This window comes from Paraburkholderia sp. GAS334 (assembly GCF_050436625.1).
Lineage (GTDB): Bacteria > Pseudomonadota > Gammaproteobacteria > Burkholderiales > Burkholderiaceae > Paraburkholderia.
This window is the reverse complement of the sequence record NZ_JBNDMO010000029.1, coordinates 33,936-57,174: the sequence shown is the minus strand read 5'-3', so window position 1 is coordinate 57,174 and position 23,239 is coordinate 33,936. Positions and strand designations below refer to the sequence as shown.

General features: G+C 61.9%; 19 protein-coding genes and 1 pseudogene. 3 read left to right on the top strand and 17 right to left on the bottom strand.

Annotated elements, in window-relative coordinates:
• Positions 1 to 679: 679 nt before the first annotated feature.
• Positions 680 to 1,621, top strand: coding sequence for a LysR family transcriptional regulator (locus P3T21_RS32310; RefSeq protein WP_429260011.1), 942 nt, complete (start codon positions 680 to 682; stop codon positions 1,619 to 1,621).
• Positions 1,622 to 1,730: 109 nt separating this feature from the next.
• Here P3T21_RS32310 and P3T21_RS32305 read toward each other — a convergent pair whose 3' ends face one another.
• The 9 genes from P3T21_RS32305 to P3T21_RS32265 all read right to left on the bottom strand — a co-directional run bounded on the left by P3T21_RS32305 (position 1,731) and on the right by P3T21_RS32265 (position 13,989).
• Positions 1,731 to 3,110: an MFS transporter gene (locus P3T21_RS32305; protein WP_429260007.1), complete on the bottom strand. Its 1,380-nt coding sequence runs from the start codon at positions 3,108 to 3,110 to the stop codon at positions 1,731 to 1,733.
• 112 nt (positions 3,111 to 3,222) lie between these two features.
• Positions 3,223 to 4,965, bottom strand: a complete 1,743-nt coding sequence (locus P3T21_RS32300) for a GMC family oxidoreductase (RefSeq protein ID WP_429260006.1) — start codon at positions 4,963 to 4,965, stop codon at positions 3,223 to 3,225.
• A gap of 36 nt (positions 4,966 to 5,001) precedes the next feature.
• Positions 5,002 to 5,808 (bottom strand): enoyl-CoA hydratase/isomerase family protein, encoded by an 807-nt coding sequence (locus P3T21_RS32295; protein WP_063496441.1) that lies wholly within the window; start codon positions 5,806 to 5,808, stop codon positions 5,002 to 5,004.
• Positions 5,801 to 7,387, bottom strand: coding sequence for an AMP-binding protein (locus P3T21_RS32290; protein ID WP_429260005.1), 1,587 nt, complete (start codon positions 7,385 to 7,387; stop codon positions 5,801 to 5,803). The genes P3T21_RS32295 and P3T21_RS32290 overlap by 8 nt, the downstream gene beginning before the upstream one ends.
• Positions 7,380 to 7,907 (bottom strand): (2Fe-2S)-binding protein, encoded by a 528-nt coding sequence (locus tag P3T21_RS32285; RefSeq protein WP_429260010.1) that lies wholly within the window; start codon positions 7,905 to 7,907, stop codon positions 7,380 to 7,382. The genes P3T21_RS32290 and P3T21_RS32285 overlap by 8 nt, the downstream gene beginning before the upstream one ends.
• Positions 7,908 to 7,936: 29 nt before the next feature.
• Positions 7,937 to 8,758 carry an FAD binding domain-containing protein gene (locus P3T21_RS32280; RefSeq protein WP_429260004.1) on the bottom strand — a complete coding sequence of 274 codons (822 nt, stop codon included), beginning with the start codon at positions 8,756 to 8,758 and terminating at the stop codon, positions 7,937 to 7,939.
• Positions 8,755 to 11,817, bottom strand: a complete 3,063-nt coding sequence (locus P3T21_RS32275) for a xanthine dehydrogenase family protein molybdopterin-binding subunit (protein WP_429260003.1) — start codon at positions 11,815 to 11,817, stop codon at positions 8,755 to 8,757. The genes P3T21_RS32280 and P3T21_RS32275 overlap by 4 nt, the downstream gene beginning before the upstream one ends.
• Positions 11,814 to 12,479: a UbiX family flavin prenyltransferase gene (locus P3T21_RS32270; RefSeq protein WP_236002560.1), complete on the bottom strand. Its 666-nt coding sequence runs from the start codon at positions 12,477 to 12,479 to the stop codon at positions 11,814 to 11,816. The genes P3T21_RS32275 and P3T21_RS32270 overlap by 4 nt, the downstream gene beginning before the upstream one ends.
• A 13-nt stretch (positions 12,480 to 12,492) precedes the next feature.
• A complete protein-coding gene (locus tag P3T21_RS32265; protein ID WP_429260002.1) occupies positions 12,493 to 13,989 on the bottom strand; it encodes a UbiD family decarboxylase in 1,497 nt (498 codons plus the stop codon).
• A gap of 344 nt (positions 13,990 to 14,333) precedes the next feature.
• Here P3T21_RS32265 and P3T21_RS32260 point away from each other — a divergent pair, with 344 nt between their 5' ends.
• Entirely contained in the window at positions 14,334 to 15,302 is a 969-nt protein-coding gene (locus P3T21_RS32260; protein ID WP_429260001.1) for a LysR family transcriptional regulator, read from the top strand.
• A 208-nt stretch (positions 15,303 to 15,510) separates the two neighbouring features.
• Here the strand turns inward: P3T21_RS32260 and P3T21_RS32255 are convergent.
• The 6 genes and pseudogenes from P3T21_RS32255 to P3T21_RS32230 form a co-directional block, all read right to left on the bottom strand.
• Positions 15,511 to 15,726 (bottom strand): annotated as a pseudogene (locus tag P3T21_RS32255) (DDE-type integrase/transposase/recombinase); the annotation flags it as partial.
• A gap of 827 nt (positions 15,727 to 16,553) precedes the next feature.
• Positions 16,554 to 16,790 carry a hypothetical protein gene (locus tag P3T21_RS32250; RefSeq protein ID WP_429260000.1) on the bottom strand — a complete coding sequence of 79 codons (237 nt, stop codon included), beginning with the start codon at positions 16,788 to 16,790 and terminating at the stop codon, positions 16,554 to 16,556.
• Between the two features lie 263 nt (positions 16,791 to 17,053).
• Positions 17,054 to 18,115, bottom strand: a complete 1,062-nt coding sequence (gene gtdA, locus P3T21_RS32245; protein WP_429260009.1) for a gentisate 1,2-dioxygenase — start codon at positions 18,113 to 18,115, stop codon at positions 17,054 to 17,056.
• Positions 18,108 to 19,409, bottom strand: a complete 1,302-nt coding sequence (locus tag P3T21_RS32240) for an MFS transporter (RefSeq protein WP_429259999.1) — start codon at positions 19,407 to 19,409, stop codon at positions 18,108 to 18,110. Before P3T21_RS32240 ends, gtdA begins: the two co-directional genes overlap by 8 nt.
• A complete protein-coding gene (gene maiA, locus P3T21_RS32235) occupies positions 19,406 to 20,056 on the bottom strand; it encodes a maleylacetoacetate isomerase (RefSeq protein WP_429259998.1) in 651 nt (216 codons plus the stop codon). The genes P3T21_RS32240 and maiA overlap by 4 nt, the downstream gene beginning before the upstream one ends.
• A complete protein-coding gene (locus P3T21_RS32230) occupies positions 20,053 to 20,457 on the bottom strand; it encodes a hypothetical protein (RefSeq protein ID WP_429259997.1) in 405 nt (134 codons plus the stop codon). Before P3T21_RS32230 ends, maiA begins: the two co-directional genes overlap by 4 nt.
• Positions 20,458 to 20,792: 335 nt before the next feature.
• Between P3T21_RS32230 and P3T21_RS32225 the strand changes: the two genes are divergently transcribed.
• Entirely contained in the window at positions 20,793 to 21,095 is a 303-nt protein-coding gene (locus P3T21_RS32225; RefSeq protein WP_429259996.1) for a DUF4148 domain-containing protein, read from the top strand.
• Positions 21,096 to 21,154: 59 nt separating this feature from the next.
• On the opposite strand, the gene P3T21_RS32220 is transcribed toward P3T21_RS32225, so the two are convergent.
• Together P3T21_RS32220 and P3T21_RS32215 are read right to left on the bottom strand one after the other, a co-directional pair.
• Positions 21,155 to 21,520, bottom strand: a complete 366-nt coding sequence (locus P3T21_RS32220) for a BON domain-containing protein (protein ID WP_429259995.1) — start codon at positions 21,518 to 21,520, stop codon at positions 21,155 to 21,157.
• Between the two features lie 161 nt (positions 21,521 to 21,681).
• Positions 21,682 to 22,764, bottom strand: a complete 1,083-nt coding sequence (locus P3T21_RS32215) for a porin (RefSeq protein WP_429259994.1) — start codon at positions 22,762 to 22,764, stop codon at positions 21,682 to 21,684.
• Positions 22,765 to 23,239: the final 475 nt, after the last annotated feature.

Below are 23,239 nucleotides of genomic sequence, written 5' to 3'. Positions count from 1 at the left end.
GGGTTGCGCGAGTCCGAGCGGCTTTTTAATCAGCATTTCGTCATTTCGGATAGAGCGGAAGATTGATTCAACGAACTTCTAACTCAGGACACTAGAGATGAAAAAGAAGGCTGCGCCGACGGCGACGCTGCTTCAAGTCGTGTTTTTTCCATAGGCCTTCGGCTTATACGATGGCCGTCCGTTGAACACAGTACGGCGGAAGTAGCCGCGCCTGCACAGTCATGCGGGAAGTGCTTTCAGTCGTTTGTGTATGGGGGATCGGCTGACGACTGATAGTCAAATCATTAAGAAAACAGCCTGGTTCCCTTCCACGACCAAACCTGCGCGGAAAGGCTTTTTCGAGACCCACTGGTTGGTCGGGTCGCATTCCGTATTGCGCTACTGGGATGGGAAGTTATGGCATGCAGATGGACAAGTCTGCAGTAAACAGGACTGGCCGCGCAGATTACAAAATCCAGTCCTGATACGGCAGACAAATTTAGCCCCCCTCAGAAAACCCGCAACCAGTTGTAAACGAAATTCTCAAGCATGAGCGCCCATGCCGCGTCGCGCCATCAAGCTCAGGCATCTCGAGGAACCAGTGTGCTTCCTTCAAGATGAAATCAGGTTCGCCGTTGACCTCCACACGTCGATGTCGTTACACTCGATGTCTGGCCATCGCTCCCTCGCCTCCCGGCTCATGGATCTAAAGCAGATTCAGTATTTCATCGCGCTGTTCGAAGATGGCTCCGTAACGCGGGCCGCGAAGCGGCTCAATATCGTGCAGCCCGCGCTCAGCATGCAGATCTCCAAGCTTGAAACGGAACTGAACAGCCAGCTCTTTGAGCGCGGCCCGCATGGCATGACCCCCACCGACGCCGCACGGCAGATGTACCGCCTCTACATGCCGATCATGCGCGACATCGACCACGCGCGCGAGCAGCTCTGCCGGCACGATGTGATCGTGGCCGGGCGTATCTCGCTCGGGATGGTGGCGTCGGAAGCGCAGAGCGTCCTGCCGGAATCGCTCGCGCTATTCAACGCGCTCTACCCACATGTCGAGGTGTCGGTGGCCGATGGTTTCAGCGCGCAACTGATCGACGCGGTGGAAGCGGGCCGGCTCGACGCGGCCATCATCAACCGGCCCCGCGGGCGCCTGTCGCTCGATACGTCTCCACTGGTAGTCGAAGAGATGGTGCTCGTCACGAGCGCGGAACACGGCCCTGCGCTGCCCGACACCATTACGGCATCCGCGCTGACGGAGCTCGAGCTCGTGCTGCCGACGCGCCGCAACGGCCTGCGCGGCGTGCTCGACGCCGCGCTGCTGAATGCCGACATCGTGATCAAGCCGCAGTTCGAGATCGACCTGCTGACCACGATCGTGCAATTTGTCGAACAAAGCAGCATCGCGACGATCATGCCGCGCGTGGTCGTGCAGCGGAAGGTCGACGACAGCCTGCTGCGCGCGACCCCGATCTCGGCGCCGCGCATCGTGCGTCACATCGTTTGCGTGAGCCATCCGAAGCGGCCGATCGGTCCTGCCACGACCGAGCTCATCGACATCATCGCCGACCAGATCCGCCGCGTCACAACGGGGATCGAGATCGCGGACCCCGATCCGGCCAACGGTAACCAGGCGTGAGCCGCTTCGCTGGTGCTGGCCTTCCGCCGGCTGGCGCGCGTCGCTACGCGCATCGCTGCGGGTAGCGAACGGCGCGACGCAAGTCGGCCTATCGCGCGCGGTCGCGCGATCAGTACGGGTCGCGCACTGGCGTGTTGTCGAGCTTGCCGAGCGTCTCCGGCACGACGAACGCGCCGACGAGAAAGATCACGCTGATCGCGCCGACGAACACGGCAAGCGTCATCGGTAGATCGAGTGGCGTCTTCGCGACCAGCGAGACGAGCGTGGGCATCATCCCGCCGATCGCAAAGCCAATATTCCACGACAGACCCGTGCCGGTCGCGCGGATCGCCGTCGGAAACCGCTCGTTCAGGAAGATCAGAATCGGCGCATAACCGGCGCTGCCGAGCGCACTCAGGATGACCGCGTAGACACCGACCATCGTGATGGTCTGCGCCGTCGGCAACAGCAGGAACAATGCGGGCAATGCAAACAGACGGATTGCGCCGAGCAGGATGAAGGTCCGTTTGCGGCCGATGAACGTGCTCAGGTGACCGGCCGCGACCGATGCGATCACCACGGCCACGCTGCACAACATAAGGATCGCAGCAGCCGTCCCATTCGGTGCGTGGTTGACGACCTTGAGGAAGGTCGGCAGATAACCCGACGTCAGGTAATAACCGCTGCCGCCGCCGATCGTCAGCAGCAGGTTGACGAACAGGATCGAACGATAGTCGCGCGAGAACAGCGTGCGAATCGGCGAACGAACCACCTCGACCGGCGCATTACGCGTCTTGTCGGCGGCGGCACGCGCGGCCTTTTCCGCGGCAAGCTTCTTCCACAGCGGCGATTCTTCGAGGCTGTTGAAGACGAAGAGTCCGAGCACCGAGCTGATGATCCCGGTGAAGAACATGCAGCGCCAGCCCCACACGTCGAAGAGGTCGCCGGGAAACAGCGAGGACATCGCGAGATACGTCAGCGAAGCGAGCATCGCACCAAGGCCTGCCCCGCCGCCGCCGATCAGCCCCGACACCGCGCCGCGGTACTTCAGCGCAACGGATTCCGTGCCGATCGTGTGCGTCGACGCCACCACGCCGCCGACGAATACTCCCTGCACCAGACGCAGCAGCAGAAAGAGCACCGGCGCGATCACGCCCACCTGTTCGACGGTCGGCAGCAAACCGAACGCCGCCGTCGACAGACCGACGCCGACCACCGCGAGAATCATCGCGCCCTTGCGGCCGCGCCGGTCCGCATACGAGCCGAACAACGCGGATCCGAGCGGCCGCATCAGCAGCGTGACGGCAAACGACGCATACACCGCGGCGAGCGACAGCATCGCGTGCTCGGAGGGGAAGAACAACCGGCCAACGACCGGTGCGACGAACAACAGGACGAACAGATCGAACAGATCGAGTGCCCATCCCAGACACGAGGCTACCACTGCGCCCATCACCTGCCGCCTGTTGATTGCGGGCACGGCGGCGCCACTTTGCGCTGCAACGGACATCATCATCTCCTAAGTTAATACCGGGCTGGCCCAGATGTGAACTCACCCGATGTGCGACGCGCTTCGGCCTCGTCAAAGGCACGGCGCGCTCTTGTTGCGTTGACGAAAATCGTTATGACGTCAGGCGAGCCAGACCGCGCTGGTCTTGCGCCGCAAACTGCGTCTTGCCGAGCATCGCGTCGGCGATCTTCTCGGCGATCATGATGGTCGGAATGTTCGTGTTGGCTGACGGCAGACGCGGCATCAGCGACGCATCGACCACACGCAGCCCATGCGCGCCATGCACGCGCCCTTCGGTATCCGTCACGGCGCTGCGCTCGCGCGCGTCGCCCTTCCGGCAAGTACCGCTCGCATGCCAGACGCCGAACACGTTCGCGCGAATGAAGTCGTTCAATGCGCGCTCGTTTGTGAGTACCGACGACATCTGCACGCCGCGCGTGAAGAAGCGTTTGATCAACGCCCGCCGCATCGGTGCGGGTGTATCGAGCAGCAGCCCCAGCAGCGATGTGATCACCGCATTGGTTTTACTCAAGCGGCTCAATGCCTTCACGCGCGGCGAAAAAGCGGCGGGGAAAAAGTCGCGCTGATCCTCGCTCAGTCCCGAGGCCGCGACCACGCGCGCCAGCATGCGCACGCCTGCGGCGAGCCGCGCGACATCGCGCTCGTCGTCGAGCAGATTGAGATCGACCTGCGGTGCGGCGAACGAATCGCTCGAGACGAGCTGCACGCGACCGCGCGAATACGGACGGTTGCACCACAGGAAAAACAGGCCCAGCCGGTTACCGAGTGCATGCCACGCGGCGCGCGTCGCACTCGACAGATACAGATCGGACGCCTCGCAATCCGCGACGCCCGACGTGAATCGCGCTGCCGTCATGCTGGCGCGGCGCCTTGCGAGCGGCATGCGAAAGCGCGGCTCGAGAAAATGACAGAACGTCAGCGACGGATGGTCCTGCAGATTCCGCCCGACGCCCAGCAGATCGAGCACACACTCAATGCCGAGTGCGCGCAGTTCGCTCGCGTCGCCCACGCCCGCGCGCATGAGCAGTGCCGGCGACTGCAACGCGCCGGCGCACACGATCGTTTCCCGCGCGTTGAAGCGCAGTCGCTCGCCTTGCGGCGAAACGGCAACCACGCCGCGTGCAGCCACCCCTTCCATCACGATGCGCTCGACGCGCAGGTTCGAAAAGATCTGCAGGTTCGGCCGCTTGCGTGTTTCTGCATCGAGATAGGCGACCGCGGTCGATACGCGCCGGTCGTCGCGATTCGAAAACGCGCCGGGAAAATAGCCGTCGTCGAACTGCGCGTTCTGGTCCTGCAACGCCGCGAAGCCGTTGCTGCGCAATCCGTGGGCGAACGCGTTGCAAAACGGCGGCCACTGCTGCGGCATGATACGGCGGATCGGCACCGGTCCATCCGAGCCTTGCAGCGGACCATATGGAAAGTTGACGTCGCTCTCGAGCTTGCGGAAATACGGCAGCACGTCATCCCACGCCCAGCCTGCCGCACCGCTGGCGGCCCAGTCGTCGTAGTCGCGCGGCAGGCCGCGATTGGCCGACTGCACGTTGATGCTCGAACCGCCGCCCATCACACGGCCCTGCTCATAGACTTTAGCCGCCGACTTCCGCGTGGCCTTCGCCTTGAGCTCAGGCCAGATCCAGGTCTCCCCGCAGAAAACAGGCATCGGGTAGCTGTCGAGGATCGCCTCCGGCACCGCGCCCGGCGGCGTATCCGCGCCCGCCTCGATCAATGCGACGCTCACCGACGGCACGGCCGACAGCCGATGCGCGAGCACGCATCCTGCCGACCCTCCGCCGACGATCACATAATCGAAACACGCGCTTACCCGCTCCATGCCTGTCTCCTGGATTGCTCGATCTATGCGCTGCTATCAGCTACCGCGAAACACGGGCTTGCGTTTGCCATGAAACGCTTCGACGCCTTCACGGAAATCGTCCGAACTGCGCAGCCGGCTATAGCAATGTCCTTCCAGTTCGATCGCGATCGAAAGCGGCGCGTCTTCGGTGTCGTTCAGCAGCTTCTTCGCAGTGCGCTGCGCGAGCGGCGAGAAGGCGCGCAACTCGTCGACGAGTGCATCGGTCGCGGCTTCGAGCTCCGCATCGGGCACGCAGTCGACCACGATGCCCCAGTCATACGCCTGCTTGCCCGGAATGCGGCGCGAGCGCATCACGATGTCCTTCGTGCGGCCGACGCCGACCATCTTCTGCAGACGCGCCGAGCCGCCCGAACCCGGAATCTGGCCGAGCTTCTGTTCCGGCAGTGCGTAGAAGCTGGTGTCGGTCGCGATGCGGAAATCACAGGCGAGCGACAGTTCGAAACCGACGCCGAAGCAGAAGCCGCGATTGGCCGCGATCACCGGCTTCGAGCACCGTGCGGGCGCAGCGACATTCCACGCCAGCTTCGACACGTGTTCCGGCGACGCTTCGAGAAAGCCCTTGATGTCGCCACCGCTCGAAAAGTGCTCGCCTTTCGCACGCAGCACGATCACGCGGACGCGGTCGTCCTCGTCGAGTGCTTCGAATGCGGCGCGCAGCTGGTCGCGTGCATGCATCGAGATCACGTTGAACGGCGGGCGGTGCAGGATGATGTCGGCGCGTTCGCGCGCGGCGTCGATTTCGATCGAGAAGCCGTCGAGTTCCTGCAGCAGCGTCTGGCCGCGATGAGTCAGGTCAGTCATGTGTTACTCCTTTTGTGGTTCTGTCAGGTTGTGCGGCGCCGTGCTCCGTTTCGTACTCGCCCGCGGAAAGCTTGCGGCGCAGGATCTTGCCGACCGGCGATTTCGGAATGTCGTCGACAAACACGTATTCGCGCGGGCGCTTGAAGTTGACGAGATCGGAAGTCCGGCAAAAGTCATCGAGCGCCTGGGCTTCGACGTATTCGCTGCGCTTGATGAAGGCGACGACACGCTGCCCCCAGCGCTCGTCTTTCACGCCAGCGACGGCCACTTCGTCCACCGCCGGATGCAGCGACAACACCGATTCGATATCGACCGGCGAGATGTTCTCGCCGCCGCTGATGATCATGTCGTCGACGCGGCCCGACACGAAGAGATCGCCGTCGTTATCGAAGTAGCCGGTGTCGCCGGTGAAATACCAGCCGTCGCGCAACGACTTCGCGTTCGCGTCGGGCCGGTTCCAGTAGCCCTCGAAGGACTCGTCGCCGAGCAGATCCGCGATGATCTGGCCTTCTTCGCCGGTTTGCGCGAGTTCGTCGGGCGACGTCGCGTCGAGCTTCACGACGCGCAGCCGCGTATTGATGCCGGCGCGGCCCGCGCTGCCGGGTTTGAGCGTCGCCTCCTGATCGATACTGAACGTGTAGACCTCGGACGAGCCGTAGTGATTGACGAACAGTTCCGGCTTGAAAGCAGCCGAAAGACGCTTCAGCAGACCGTCGTTCATCGGCGCGCCGGCAAAGCCAAGTTTCGTCACCGAACTTTTGTCGGTGCGCGCGAACTCCGGCGCGGCGAGCAGATCGTGATAGAGCGTGGGCACCAGATACAGACACGTCAGCCGGTACGTGCAGATGGAATCGAGCGCAAGGGTCGCATTCCAGCGGCGAACGCAGACGAACAGCCCGTCGACGAGCGCCATCGACAACAGCGAGCGCACGCCCATCGTGTGATAGAGCGGCATCACGCCGAGCGTGCGTTCGCCGTTCCGATAGAGGTTCTGTGCGACGTGCGCGAGCGCGGCGGCGCGTTCGTGGCGATGCCGGCGCGGCACGCCCTTCGCCTTGCCCGTGGTGCCGGACGTGTAGAGGATCAGCGAGTAGTCTTCCGCGGTGGCCTGCGGGGTGGCCCCAACAGTAGCTGCGCCTTCGCGCCGACGCTCGCGCAGCAGTGCATCGAACGAAATCGACGCGCCCGCCGCATCGTCCAGCGCAATGCGCGCAACGGCCTTCGCGGCGACGCTTTGCGTGACGGCTTCGGCGGAAACCGGCTCGTACACGATGGCTTTGACGCCCGCATCGGTCACGCAGTAATCGAGCTCGTCGGGTTTCGCCCGCCAGTTCAGCGGCACGATCGCCACGCCGGCGAACTGGCACGCCCAGTGCAGCGTCGCCATTTCCCAGCGGTTTTGCAGCACGACGAGCAGACGGTCGCCGTGTGCGAGACCAAGTTCGCGCAGACCGTCCGCAAGGTTCAGGATAATCCGGTGCCACTGCGCATACGTGAGCGTCAGTTCACCGTCGACGAGCGCCAGCGCGTTCGGGCTACGCTCCACGCTTTGCAGAAAGGTTCGGCCGAGATCAAGCATCGCTCGTCTCCTTCTGTTCCTGCGCGTCGCGCCGGCGCGCCGCCACATCGAGCACGGCGGCGACGATCGGCGTATAGCCGGTACAGCGGCACAGATGGCCCGACAGCATGTCGCGCACCTGCGCCTCGTTCGGATCGGGCACGCGCATCAGATAGTCGGCGCACGACATCAGAATGCCGGCGGTGCAAAAGCCGCACTGCAGCGCGTGATGTCGCTGGAACGCCTGCTGAAGGTCGCCAAGCGTCTGGTCGGGGGCGAGGCCTTCTACCGTATCGATGCGGCGGCCGTCCGCCTGCACCGCGAGCATCAGGCACGAACGTCCCGCCACACCGTCGATGTGAACCGTGCAGGCGCCGCACACGCCGTGTTCGCATCCGACGTGCGTGCCGGTTGCGCCCAGTTCGTGCCGCAGAAGATCGGACAGCAGATCGCGTGGCTCGCAATAGCCACTGCGTTCGCGGCCGTTGAGCGTCACGGTGATTCGCCGCCGTTCGCCGCGTGGTTGTATGCCCTGCGGCATGGTATTAACAGGGGTCTTCGGGGTCTTGCTCACTTCGCCTCCTCTATCACGCGCCATCCCAGTTGCCGGACCAGATGCCGGCGATACGTCGCACTGACATGCGCGTCGTCTTGCGCGCCCAGCTTCCAGCTCAAATCGTTCAATGCAGTACGCAGGTCGTCGCCCTGCAGACGCGGCCAGCGCTCCACCACCGGCCGGTCGGCGACGCCGCCCACTGCGAGCCGGATCGCGTTATCCGTGACCACCGCCGCGCACGACACGAGCGCGAAATCGCCATGACGTGCGGAGAATTCCGCGAAGCCGTAGCGCTCGCCCGGCTTTTTCAGCGGAAAACGCACCGCCTCGACGAGTTCGTCCGGCTCGCGCGCCGTCATCAACATCCCCTGAAAAAAGTCCTCGGCGGCGAGCACGCGCTTGCGCTTTGTCGAGCGCAGCAGCACATCGCCGCCCAGGGCTGCCAATGCGAGAGGCAACTCAGCGCTCGGATCCGCGTGAGCGATCGAGCCGCATACGGTGCCGCGATTGCGGATCTGAAAGTGGGAAATGTGCGGGAACGCGAGAGCGAGCAACGGCACTTCGTCGCGCAGCGACGGGCGCCACTCGACGCTGCCCTGCGTCGTCGCCGCACCGATAACGAGCTGCCCCGCCTCGTTGTCGAGACGCACCGTATTCAACTCGTCTGTGCGGGAAATATCGACGAGCCAGCGCGGTTGCGCGAGGCGCATGTTCAGCACCGCCATCAGCGACTGGCCGCCGGCCAGCACGCGTGCGTCTTCGCCGCCATGCGCGAGCGCTTCGAGCGCATGTTCCGTACTCGTCGCGCGCAGATAATCGAACGGCGCCGGTTTCATGTTCTGCTCCTGAAGAATGCGAGGAAGCGCGACAGCCACGAGCCTTGCGCGCGGCCTTGGTCGACGGGTTTGCCTGACGCTTGCCGGCCCAGCGATTCGAACAGTTGCCGCAGCACGACTTTCGCCGCGCCTTCGAGCATCCGTCCGCCGACTGCCGCAACCTTGCCGGACACCTGCGCTTCATAGTCGTACGACAGCCGCGTGCCCTGCTCCGTGGGCGTCAGTTCGACGAGCCCTTCGCCACGCGCGGTGCCAAGCGGCGAGCTGCCGGCGCCCGCCAGCCGCAGACGATGCGGTGCGTCGATATCCGACAACCCGATCCGCGCTTCGAAGCGCGCCTTGATCATGCCGACGCCGACCGTCACATCCGCGCGATACTGGTTCGGTCCGGTCGCTTCGAGCGCGTGGCAGCCTGGAATGACCTTCGCGAGCGCCTGCGGGTCCATCAGCACCGCGAAGATCGCTTCGGGTGTGGCGTCGAGATCGACAGTGCCCCGCGCCGTCAGCGCCTTGCCGCCTGCAAGCGCCTTGTTCGGCGCGGCGGCAGCTGCCGCTTCAAGTAACTCGGGACGCGAAGGCGGTGGATCGTCGATGCCGATCAGGTGCATCACCTTCGCGGGCGTAAGCGGCAAGCGGATATCCTCGACGCCGAGTGCATCGGCCACTGCATTTGCGATGCACGGCGGCGTGCTCATGTTGTTGCCTTCGCCGAGCCCTTTCGCGCCGAGCGGCGTGAACGGCGACGGCGTTTCCAGATGCACGATCACCGGATCAGGCACTTCGCAGGTGGTCGGCATCAGGTAGTCGGCGAGCGTGCCCGACTGGAAACTGCCGTCTGCGCCGTAGCGGAACTCTTCCATCAGTGCCGCGCCCAGGCCCTGCGCGAACGCGCCGCGAATCTGGCCGTCGGCGAGTGCCGGATTGAGCAGCGTGCCGGCGTCGTGTGCGGTCACATAGCGGTCGATGCGCACGCGGCCGGTTGCGCGGTCCACTTCGACGGCGCACATGTCAAACGCGAAACCGTAGGCCGCCGAAGTGTTGATGCGATCCTGCTCGTCGGGCGCATCCATGTGCGGCGGCGTCCAGAACACCGTCTCGCGCAGGCCCGGCTCTTCGCCTTCGGGCAACAGCGCGGGCGCCCAGTGCGGCGCATTGCTCGCGACGCGGCCAAACGGCAGCGCGCGGTCTTCCTTGCCCTTCGCAAAGATGCGGCCGTCTTCGAAACAGATGTCCTCAGGCGCACAACCCGATTGCTTCGCGACGATGCGGGCCACCTTATCGCGCACACGCATCGCTGCCAGATGCACCGTGCCGGCCACCGCACCGGCAAAACGACTCGAATAGTTACCTGCCGCCACCGACCACGCGTCCTTGTGCGTGTCAAACTCGACGTTGACGACAATGTCCCGTGGATTCAGACCAAGCACGTCGGCTACGACCTGCGCGCAGACCGTCATATGCCCCTGCCCCGCCGGCGTCGATGCAATCGTCACGACCACGCCGCCGAGCAGATCGACGCTGACCGTCGCGCTCGCGATTGCGCCGCTCTTCGGGCCGGCTTTTTTGCGCGCCTCGGCGGGCATCACGGTCGTGATGTAGCCCATGTTCGACACGGAAGGCTCAACGATCGCCGCAAAGCCGATGCCGTACAGACGTCCTTCGCGACGCGCAGCATCGCGACGCGCGACGAGTTCGTCGTAGCCGCCTTCAGCGAGCGAGCGGCGCAGCGCTTCCTGATAGTTACCGGAATCGAGCAGCGCACCCGCTGCGGCGCGATACGGGAACGCATCGGCGGCGACGAAGTTGCGGCGATACACGTCGAGCACATCGAGCTTCAGTTCGATCGCGATGCGTTGCATCAGACGTTCAAGCGCGAAATACACCTGCGGTCCACCGAAACCGCGGACGAGGCCCGTCGGCGTTTTATTCGTGAGCGCCACGCGGTTGCGCACGACGAGATTCGGAATCGCGTACGCGCCCGTCAGGCAGCCGTGCATCCGGTAGAACGTTGCAGGTTCCGGCGCACGCAGATAGCCGCCGCAGTCCTCGATCTGGTCGTATGAGAGCGCGGTGATGCGGCCGTCGCCTTCGACGGCGGCTTCGAGCGTGGTCAGGCGCGCGGTGGCCGACGTGGCCGCGCTCAGATGTTCGAGCCGATCCTCGACCCATTTCACCGGTGCACCGGCCTTGCGCGACGCAAGGCACATCAGCACCACATACGGAAACACCGCCTGCTTCACGCCGAAGCTGCCACCCGAATCGCGCGGCGCCTTGTGCCGCAGACGATTTGCCGGCACGTTCAGCGCCATCGACATCACCGCATGCAGTGAGAACGGTCCCATGAAATTCGACGTGACGTCATAGCCTTCATCGCCGGACAGATACTCGGCGATCACCACGCCGCATTCGATCGGCGCACACGTGTTGCGCGGATAGTGCGCGTCGATTGTCACGCGATGCGGCGCGCGTTCGAATGCCGCTTCGGGCTCGCCATAGCGATAGTGACGATCGCTGATCACGTTCGTGCCGACCTTCGGATGCAGAACGGGCGCATCGTCGGCGATCGCGTTTTCGATCGACGTCACCGGCGGCAGCGTCTGGTAATCGACCTTGATCAGATCGAGCGCGTCTTCAGCGAGCGCACGCGATTCGGCCAGCACTACGGCAACCGGTTCGCCGACATAGCGCACGCGATCCATCGCGAGCGCCCACTGCTCCATCGGCGACTTCACGCCGACCACGAACGGCCGCGACCAACCGGGCAGATCATCACGTGTGAGCACGGCGCGCACGCCGGCCAGTTTCAGCGCAGCGTCCGTATCGATGCTGCCCAGTTCTGCATGGGCGTGCGGCGAGCGCAACACCGCGGCGTGCAGCGTGCCGGGTTTCACGGCGATGTCGTCGCCGTAACGTCCGCGGCCGGTCAGGATCGCCGGATCCTCGACGCGTTCCATCGAGCGGCCCACATGACGCTGGCGCTGGCGTTCAGCCGACGTTTCGGGCTCGCCAGCGGCGCGTGCATCCGCTACCAGTTCGGCAACTGTATCGCGCTGATTCATTTCACTGCTCCCTGTGCGCGCGTGCCGGTTGCATCGGCGTCGTCGCCCTCGTCGTTGTCGCGTCGGTTGAACTCACTGGCAAGACCGCTCCAGCGGCGCGCAATCTCGCGATGCTCGATGCCGAACAGATCCATGATCCGGCCGACCGTGTGATCGACGATGTCGTCGACGGTTTGAGGGTGCGCATAGAACGCGGGCACCGGCGGCATCACGATCGCGCCCATTTCGGTGGCGAGCGTCATGTTGCGCAAGTGGGCGAGATTGAGCGGCGTTTCGCGCGCGACGAGCACGAGGCGACGGCGCTCCTTGAGCATCACGTCCGCGGCGCGCGTCAGCAGGTTGTCGGCGAAACCGTTGGCGACGCTCGCCAGCGTTTTCATCGAGCACGGCGCGATCACCATGCCCGCGGTGAGAAACGAACCGCTCGCCACCGTCGCGCCGATGTCGCGCACGTTGTGCACTACGTCGGCAAGACCATCGAGGTCCGTACGCGTGAGACCGAGCTCCTGCGCAGCGGTAATGGCGCCCGACGGCGACACGATCAGATGCGTCTCGCGCGTGCCGAGCCGGCGCAAGGCCGCCAGCAGTCGCACGCCGATGACTGCCCCACTCGCACCCGAAATGCCGACGACGATCCGTTCACGCGTTTGCGTTGACTGCATGGCCGTGCCTCGCTCAGACCGCGTCGCGCAGCTGGCCGCTGTGCAGGTAGGCATCGAACGCCGCGTTGCTCGTGGCGACGAGCCGGTCGAGATCGACGCTGTCCTGCCCCGGAATCTGTACGCGTGTGAATACATGTGCCGGATAGACGACCGGGCGCGTCGCGTCGAGACCCATCTTGGCGCTGACACCCTGCATGTGCGGCGGCGCATCGTCGGGCTGGCCGACGGTCGTCGACGGATCGAGTGGCGAGCCCTGTGCGCCGGCCACAATCACAAGATCCCGATCCGCCTGGAAGCGCGTGGCGATCGCCCATTCGATTTCGGCGGGATCGTGCACGTCCACATCGGTATCGACGACGACCACCTGCTTGATGTCGTAATGCGTGCCGAACGCGCACAAAATCACGTTTTTCGCTTCGCCTTCGCGCTTCTTGTCGAACTGGACCCACAGGTGATACCGGCACACGCCGCCCACCGACAACTCCACGTCCTTCACGCCCGGATGGCTGCGCTGCAGATGCGCCAGCAATGTTGCTTCGCGCGGAATGGCGCCGAGCAGCAGATGCTCCATTTCAGCCGGAACAATCGTGTGATAGATGGGCTGTTCGCGGTGTGTGACCGCCGTCACCTCGATCACCTCACGCGCTTCGCGCGCGCTGTAGTACTTCGGGAATTCGCCGAACGGACCTTCGGGCTCGCGCACCTTGGGCAGAATGCGGCCCTCGATCACTATTTCCGAAAATGCGGGTACACGCACGTCGTTCGTCACGCATTTGACGACTGGCAGCGGCGCGCCGTGCAAGGCACCGGCGATCTCCAGTTCGTCGTTGTCGATCGGGGAAATGGCCTGCGACGCCAGCATCGTCAACGGATCGACGCCGATCGCGATCGCCACGTCGAGCGCGTCGCCCGCCGCTTCCGCGGCCTGATAGAACGCCAGCAGATGACGCGGCAACATCAGGATCGCCATGCGGTCCGGGGCGTGCACCTGAATGCGGTTGATCGACACGTTCTGGATGCCGGTCCGCGGATTACGCGCAATAACGAGGCCTGCCGTGATGTAGGGACCGTTGTCGTGCTCGCTGTGGGTCGGGATCGGCAGCAATGCGTGCAGATCGATGCCCTGCGTGCGGACGACCTGCTGGCACGCGGCCTCTTCGCGTGGCAGTTCGTGCCAGGCAACCGGATGGCCGGCCGCATCGCGGAAGCGTTCGAGCAGCGCGGCCTCGGGCACGCCCATCGCTTCGGCGATCCATGCGCGCTTCGACATGAAGCCGCTCACTACCGGAATGGCGTGGCCGCCGGGTTTGAGAAAGATGGCGGCCTGTTCGCCGTCGAGCCGTTTGGCGACTGCCGCGAGTTCGTGTTCGAGTGAAACCGGTTGATCGATCGTCGCGACGCGGCCCGTTGCCGACAGGCGTTCAAGCCAGTGGCGCAGCGTCGGCGCGGTGCTCTGCGGCGCCCATGAGGATTGAGGTGTGCCGCTGCCTGCGGCATCGCGTGAGTTCATTTACGTCTCCATCGGTGCTTGCCGTCGGGCGCCGGAACGAGTCTGTCGGGCGGACATGCAGCAAGTTGGAATGAAGCGTAGCGAGAACGGGCTATAACTTCTAATATTGTTTTTTGATGTTTTCTATCACTAGTTCTGATATCAGTGTTAGCCCCGATGACGCCCTTCGCGCGCTCGGTTATCAATAGGCAACGCTTCCGGCAAGGGTCTTTCTCAGCTATTCAGACAGTTACGCGGTGTGCTGTTGTCACCGGCTTTCGTGAGCGACCTGATGGACCGCGCAGCGGATATTAACTTTCGTGATGCACCCCGCGGCGCCCCCCTGGACGTCAAATGGACCTCGCATGGACCTGAAGCAGATCCAGTATTTCATCGCGCTGTTCGAGGACGGCTCCGTGACGCGCGCCGCCAAGCGCCTGAACATCGTGCAGCCGGCGCTCAGCATGCAGATCGCCAAGCTGGAGGAAGAACTGCATCAGCAACTGTTCGACCGCGGCGCGCACGGCATGGCGCCCACCGCCGCCGGACGGCTGATGTATCGCCTCTTTCTGCCGATCATCCGCGATCTCGCGCATGCGCGTCAGCAAATGGTTCAGCGCGACGAGATCGTGACGGGCCACGTGTCGATCGGGCTGATCGCATCGGTGACGGAAAGCGTGCTCGCCGATTCGCTGTCACGCTTTCACGCGCGCTATCCGCATGTCGAAGTAACCGTCGCCGACGGCTACACCGCGACCTTCATCGACTGGGTGTCGGGCGGCCAGCTCGACGCCGCGCTGATCAACAAGCCGCGCTCGCGCCTGTCGCTCGACTCGCAGCCGCTCCTCGACGAAGAGATGGTGCTCGTCACCAGCGCCGAACACGGCCCCGAACTGCCGCATGCGATCGAGCTCGCGCAACTGCCCGAACTCGAACTCGTCCTGCCCACCAAGCGCCACGGCCTGCGCGGCGTGCTCGATACGGCCGCGCAGCATGAGGACGTGCTGCTTGCGCCGCGCTTCGAAATCGATGTGTTGAGCACGATCGTGAAGCTCGTCGAAAGCACCCGCTTTGCGACGATCCTGCCGCGCATCGCGGTTGAGCGCGCAGTGCGTCGAGGGGCGTTGCGCGCCTATCCGATTCTCGCGCCGCGCATCGTACGCCATATCGTGCGCATCAGTCATCCGCGGCGGCCGTTGAGCGCTGCTGCCGAAGCGCTGATCACCATCATCGCCGACGAATTACGTGAAGTGTCGAGCGAATCGGCGCCGACCGATGGCGGCACGCACCGGTTACCCCCTGGCTTGTCATCCTCGAAGGAAGCCTCTGCATGAACGCATTTCACTGGATCGCTGGCGAATGGACCGGCACGCCCGCCGTCGACAGCATCGATTCCGCGACCGGCCTTGCGATCGGCCGCTTCACCACGACGGCATCGCTGAAGCCGACGCCGCCATTGCCGCAGCCCGATACGCAGGAAACTGTAACGGTTCTGGTGCAAATAGGTAAGCGGGTTGAGAAGCTTCATATAGGTAGGATTCCTTATCGCGCGAACAGGAACGCATTCCATACGGCGGGCTCAGCGGCTTCCCTGAGGCCGAGCTTCGCGAGCTCGAACTGGCCCTTGCGAATGCGATGCGTCAATTCGATACCTGAAATCGTGGTCGCGGCGCTCCTGAACCGTTTGAATCCAAGCATCACGTTCGTTCTTGACTCGATGTGGCGATGGTCCTGCTCGATCACGTTGTTCAGATATTTTGTGGACCCTTTCCTGCCAAGTGCATTTGACGCTGAAGATCGATGTCTTCGGTGCAGACGGTTAGTTGCGTTAGTTCGCCCTGCCATATGTCCTGACTGCAGCAGGCCTGGCCTGCACCCACGAGCCGTCCGGACGTCGCTATGAGGCTTTCCTATCGACCTGGCGGTACTGGAAACGACTTTTTCGCGCCCGGCGTTGTGCAGAGCGCCATGCATTCTTCGATGGCGCTGGCAGCTGGATGACCCGCCCCCGAACGCTCAGAGTCTAACGAGTTCGTTTTTAAATAAGGCCCAATTTCGGGAAGCAATGTCCGCCCCCTAATTCATGCACTGTACCCACGCCTGAGAACACGGCCGCATGTCTCTGGGTCAGTTGTAGCCAAGAATCGCGGTTAAACTAACGTCTGGCCGGTCGTCCACATTGCCTGCCAATGATGTCATCGGGCCTGTGAGCAACACCCTATAGAATGACAAGCGAATATCGGCGAAGCGGTTCGCTACGGGCCGCGCATCGAGCGTGGACGCTCCGCCGGCATGGTTCACGCTTGGATAACAAAAAACGTTCATTTGAATACCTAACTAATGATCTATATGTCAACCACGGATGGTTCGCTTGCGCCGACTGAACGGGCCGAACGATTTCGGCTTTCTTCCAGTTTCATCAGTTGCAAAATACATTATTTCGCTGATTGTTTGCCTTTTTCATAATGATCCTGCTCGAAAAACGATGCGATGGGACAGTCTCTCTTCAACGCTTTCGCGCGAAGCATGCTTCAGCGGCGATCGGTGTTCGGTCACACCCGCAGATACCCCAATCACACCGCGCATCAAGCAGCACTCATTGACGGGCGTTCGACATCTGGCGGGAACACACACCAGGCGCCGTCGCCTTGACGGAAGAAATAGATTGCAAACGCGCCTGTCGATATCGATGCCTCGACGCATACATAGCGCGTATGATTCGAGCCCGCGCCACTTCCGTGTGTTATCCGAGCTGACATTGCATGAGCCATCGCAAGCCATTTTTCCACCGTGTAACGCAAGGGCCTTTCAGTCTTTTCCATGGTTTTCTCCTTCAACCTCGTTTCTGCTGGAGCGGCCGGCCAACGTTCACTTTTCCACTAGGCAGGCGGTACCCAAGAATTGCGGTCCGTTCGGACGATTCGTAAAGCGTTATCGCGACAACGTGTCCTTGGTTGCCAGGGCACAGATGCTGTATATAAATCTCCAACTCCTGACACTAGAATGAGGACATCCCATCCATTCGCACTTCGATTAATCTGCAGTCAAATTCGCTACGACGCGACGCACTCTCGCCTGAGGCGATTCAGGCTGCACCCCTTTCCTCCCTGAACAGGTAAAGCGCCTCCTGAATGGGTCGGTCGGAAAAAGAAAACAGGACGCTGTCCTCGTCTGCCTCGTGCTGCACGTGATGCCACGACGGGACGACAAAGATATCCCGCTCGCTCCACTCCACGACGACATCGTTTCCGATCCGACTGCGACCCCGCCCTTCGATAGGCACAAAGACCGTCGCGTCGGTGGAACGGTACGCTGCCGTCGAAAGCCCCTTAGGCAGCAACTGCGTGAAAGTAGCCATCGTCGCCATCGCATACTTCCCGTTGTTCGGGTTGACATATCTCATCTTCAGCCCATGACAGGGATCCCAGGCGTTCGTGCGGCGCATCCGTTCCAACGCTTCGCGTGTCCGTGCATAAGGATAGTTGAAGATTGGCGAGGTTCCGCCGCCGGGGTGATGGTCTACCGGAAGCAGGTTGGCGCCGTAGCGGAAGTCACTGTCGCCGACGGGGCGCGTAATCGGTTGCTCGTCCTCGCCAAGATGCTCGGCGAACGAGGCGTCCACGAACTGCACCATCGGTATGTCCAGACCGTCCAGCCAGAAGATGGGGCTATCGCTTTCGTTGCCATGATCGTGCCATGCCATCGGCGGCGTGATAATGAAGTCGCCTTCGTTCATCATTGTGCGTTCGCCATTCACCGATGTGTGAGCGCCACCGCCTTCCATCACAAAGCGCAGGGCTGTTTGCGCGTGACGGTGCGCGGGCGCTACCTCGCCGGGAAGGACCAGTTGTACGCCCGCATACAGATCGGTTGTGATCTTCGACTCACCACGCAGGCCGGGATTCTCCAGCACGAGCACACGTCGTTCGGCTTCCTTGGCCGTAATGAGGTCGCCCGCCTCCATCATGGCCGCGCGGACGTCTGCGAAACGCCAGTGTGCTGGAACGCATTTGCTGCGAGGCTCGGGGGTAATCAAGTCATTAAGCGACGTCCAAAGTGGCGCGAGGTTCTTCTGTCCGATCCGTTCGTAAAAAGCCTCGCGCTCGGGCGTCTCCATCACGCCCACGTTGCCAGTGTTATCAGGCATCATTTCCCCCGTTCTCTTCCGACTTAATCCCGCGTTTATTGAAAATCCGTGCAGGAGCCGTTTCCTTCAACGCTGCGACCGCGATGGCTCCCGCGCAGATTGTCCAGAGCGGCATGGTTACCGCATGCTCGATGCCGAAATGCTTGGCCAGGTAACCGGCATAAGCAGGCGCCACGCCACCGCCGAAGACTTCCCCGATACCGATGATCATGCCCGATGCGGTGGACATCAGTTGAACCGGCACGGCTTCCGCCGCGACCGGACCGACGGTCAGCGTGATCAGGCTATACAGACAACCCATCGCGACCATCAGGCAGACGAACAACGGAACCGGCGCCGCACCCGTTCGCAGGAAAATCCATAGCGACAGAAATACGCCGGCCGTTGAAAACAGCATGACGGGCTTGCGGCCGACGCGGTCTGAAAGCGCAGGCAGCACGAGAGCCCCGATCGCCCCGCCAAAGCCTAGCGACGAAAGAATGAAACCCATCTGCTGCATATCGAGATGCAGATAGTCGACAAGATAGTTGGGAAACAGCGCAGCAATGACGATCTGGCACGCGAGCCAGCACAGCATGCAGATGATGCCGAGCGGCACATTGCGATAACGAAACACCTCATACCAGCGATGTTGGGCCGTATCGTGTGTCATCGTGTGCATCGCAATTTCCGTCGGTGACGGCCGGCGCAATACCCGTTGCGCGACGAACGCTACGACGAGACCCGGAAACGCCACCAGCAGAAAAATCCACGGCCAGCTCATCACCTTGAGAAGTTGCGTCACGACAATCGGTGTGAGACCAAGCCCGAGCAGAGCCGGCATCATTTGCTGGATCCCGACATTGCGTCCGTGCCGGCTCGGCGGCGACGCATCCATGGTCGCAATGATGCTCGCAGGCGTGAAGGCGCCCTCAGCTACCCCCATGAATGCCCGGATGGCAATCAGGCTGCCGACCCCCGTCGCGAGTCCGCCAAGACCTGCCAGCAACGAAAAACCGATCATCGCGGGGACAATGACTCTCTTGAAGCCGATCCTGTCTGAAAGATTGCCTGTCAGGAGCGCCGACAAGCCCCATGCGAGCGCCAACGCTCCGGTGATATGCCCGAGATCCTGATAATCGAGCTTCAGGTCGCGCATCAGTACCGGCATCAACGGCACGATCAGGAAGCGATCTATGCCGACCAGCCCCATGCCGAGGGCCATCAGCGTGACAGCCTTCCATTCATAGCTCTTTGACGGCTCGACGTGTGACGGCGCAACCGTTGAGGGCGCCAGAGGAGGGTTGACGTTCATTCGAAGTCCTTCTGGTTGGATGGCGTCGCACGTTCGAACGCCGGCATTGCAAGCGCCGCATCCGAAATCCGCTGCAAGGTTGGAAAAGGAGTCATGTCAAGATCGAAATTACGGGCGTTGATGACCTGAGGAACGAGGCAAATGTCTGCGATGGTGACGTTGTCGCCGTGGCAAAAGCGCCCTGTGTCGGGGCTGGCGGCAAGCATCGCCTCGATGGCGCCAAAACCATCTGCTATCCATCGGTTGTAGCAACTCTTGACAGCGTCTTCTGGCTGATGAAGCGTCTTGCGCAGATAGTTGAGAACGCGCAGATTGTCGATGGGATGGATATCGCAAGCGACAATCTGTGCCAGCGCACGAACGCGTGCGCGCGCGGCCGGATCGGCAGGCAGCAATGGCGGATCTGGCCGCGTCTCATCAAGGTAGTCAAGAATGGACAACGACTGGACTAGCACCCGTCCGTCGATTTCCAGCGTCGGCACGAGCCCTTGACGATTCAGCTGCAAGTAGTCCGGTGCGCGCTGCTCGCCGCGCCGCAGATGATGAAACGCATCCTCATACGCTATCCCCTTGAGATTGAGCGCTATCCGGACGCGAAACGACGCGGAAGACCGGTAGTAGCCGTGAAGTGTGACCGGCTCATTCATGAGGTCGAATCCCTCAGGTGCGGCAATCCGTCGATCCGCGCGTGAAGCAGGTCGTCGGCCACGACAGCGCCGAATCCTTCAACTTTTCCCGTATTATCAAGATCGCCTGGCATCAGATCGACATCAGGCGACAACCAGTGAATCAACTCGGAGATAAAGGGTAAACCGTGGTACACGGAAAAAACCGCACCGTCCTCGACAACGATCTGATCCATCGTGTCTTCGATAGACCAGTCTCGCCAGAACTGCTCTACAGTCGGCGTATATCCCGCTTTCACCGCTCCGACCTTAGACGGGCGGACCAGCTCACATAAGGGCTTCGCAAAGCGGTTCGCGTAGTTATACGCTTGCGTGTTACAGGCATGAACGACTGCACCCGATGCCAGAGATTCAACCATCATTTTTGTCTCCTCGCATTTGTGTTGTTACTAACTATCGACACTACCGTGATCAGTGTCCAACGATAAAAATCGACGACGCGATCTCGATAAGTGATTACCGGTCATCGGGGTTCAACGCGCATTCATCGCCTCAACTCCGCAGAGCTACCGATCCTTAAAAGCCGTTGGAGATGAAGAATTCAAATTGACTTATCGGGTTTCCAATTTACGGCGAAACCGCAACGGTCTATCCTGATCGCAAGCGATGTCCCGTACTGGTAATCCCTATACACTGCGATCACTGACTGCAGACACGGGTGTCTGCAGCGCTAAACCCAAACACCAAGGCCGTCGCCATGAAACCCCTGATCCACATGCTAATCACCGCCTCCGTTCTGGCCGTTCCGGTTCTGTCCTTTGCTCAGCAATCGACCGCGCCTGTCACACGTGCGCAGGTGCGCGCCGAACTCAGTCAACTTGAAGCCGCCGGCTTTAAGGGCGCCCCCACCGGTCCTTATTACCCCGCGAACCTTCAGGCCGCGGAGTCGCGGGTCGCCAGGCAAAACGTCGTCGAGAAAGCGACAACCAGCAACTATGGACCGTCAACCAGCGGTTCGTCGCAGTCGGGCCATTCCGGCGTTTCGGCGAACGCGCAATAGACGGACTACGAACAGTTAAAGCCAAGGCCGTTGCACGCCGAGCAACGGCCGGTTCGCGCTTACCGCTCTATCGCATAGACACTGAGCCGATTGTCGACTGACGAGACCCCGGGCACGCTCTTAGCGATCTCTCCAGCGCGAACCACCTGATCACTCTTCGGCACAGAACCAGACAACGTTACAACGCCGCCTTTCGCGTAGACGAACAGTTGTGTCATGTCGATCCCCTTTACCTTCGCCATTGCGGTACGCACGTTCTTGGCGAGCTTACGGTTAGCGGCCCTGACCGATTTTGCGCTCGGTGCGCTGCCCGCATCCGCCGACGCTACTACCGCACTGCTATTACCGTCCTGCGCGGACGCCGAAAACGGTGCGATAGTGGCTGCCAATGCGACCACCAATCCAATCTGTACCACTGCTCTCATTTTGCTTCTCTCTATGTTGGAGGTGTTAGAGACCGACCTGGATTCACCCGGCAGCTTGCGAGTCAATGCCGGCATATTCCGTGAGGGAGGCACCGCCACTGCACCGCCTCCCCCGACACAGATCGCCATTCGTCGAACCGCCGGTCTGACGTCTTTCAGCCTTAGAACGAATGCCGCACGCCAATCTGCACACCGGTTTGACTACTGTCGGCAGACGACGTCCTATAAGCAGCAGACGTACCGTTGTACGAATCGAAGTTAAGTGCCGAGTGGCGCGAGTAGCCCACTACCAGATACAGATCGGTGCGCTTTGACAGCAGGTAGTCGCCGATGGCCATAAGCTGCTGCGGGCTGGCCGGCCTCGTCACCTCGCCGTTGATTCCGGTTGCCGTGCGAATGCGGTCGTAGTAGTACGCAATGGTCAGTATCTTGTCGACCGCAAACAGGTAGCGCGCAGCCGCCCAGAAGTAATCGTCGCGAGCGGCGTAGCCGGCGAGCGGATCGTTCTTTCCGTACCGATACCCTCCCATGAGCTTGAGCGCGGCGGTCGAATAGGTGACACCGATAGCCGCTTTTTCGAACCGCGCATAGCTACTGCCGATACCCTCCGCACGATGAAGGTTGTCGTAACCAAGACTTACGGAGACCGTGCCGTTATCGTATGAGGCAGCACCGCCGTAGCCCGAACCATTCGAAAACTGCCCTGCAAGATTGCTAAAGGAATAGTGGCCAATCAGCGTCACCGGCCCAAAAGCGTTCTTGTATTTGACGACGTTGCTCTCCCAAAGGTTGGCCCCGACTTCCGCGACGACTGGCTCGTAAGTACCCGACAGGTCTGTAGGCGACGACGGGTAAAGCGCATCCACGAGGGACGTGTACTGCCGGCCAAAACGAAGCGTGCCGGCTTTCGGTGACGTCAAACCAATCCACGCGCTACGACCGAAAAACTCCTGCATCAGACGGCCGTTTGGAACCAGAAAGCCATCTTCCAACTGGAACTCCGCCTTTAGTCCACCTCCGAGATCCTCATTGCCTGTGAGGCCCCAACGCGAGCCCCCGGAGCGAGCCCCGTCCGCCATTGCCCAGCGATTGCCCGTCGCTGCAGGCTGGGTGGGGCTGGTCGGCCAATGATTGGTGAATTCGATTGCGGTGTCGAGAATGCCGTAGAGCGTTACACTCGATTCAGCATGCCCACAAACCGCAAACGCCCCGGCTACCAGGCCGACGAACATCTGCCTCTTCATCAAAAGTCCCCTCCCTTTAGAATTGCCAGCTCGAAACTCTTCGCACTTCAGCTTATTCGTGTTTTTTGTAGCGGGCACTCTTTCCGTCGCCTGAACGTTGCAGGCAATCTTGCTTTTCAGACGAAGGCAAACGGCCAACCGCGAATCCTGCTTCACATACACGGGTCGCGAAGCGGTCTTTTTGCACTTCACTTAGTAGTGCAAATCTGATGATCGACTTTCACATTCTATGGAACGCGTCATCGGGCGCTCCTGACATCTGACCTTCGGCGAGTCTTCGTTACCTGCCCTCCCCGTCGTGCCGCAGATTCGCTGAAGGTCCTGTGTTCGGGATCAGGGTGAGCGCTCTGACCTGCAATCCCGCCGCGCATCGCCCTTCGATTTCTGGCACGCAAAGATCCTTCCGGGCATTGATAGATGCCGGCACGTAAGGACTCTGGAATTTGGTGCGCTAAGGGTTCAAGCCAGAACCATT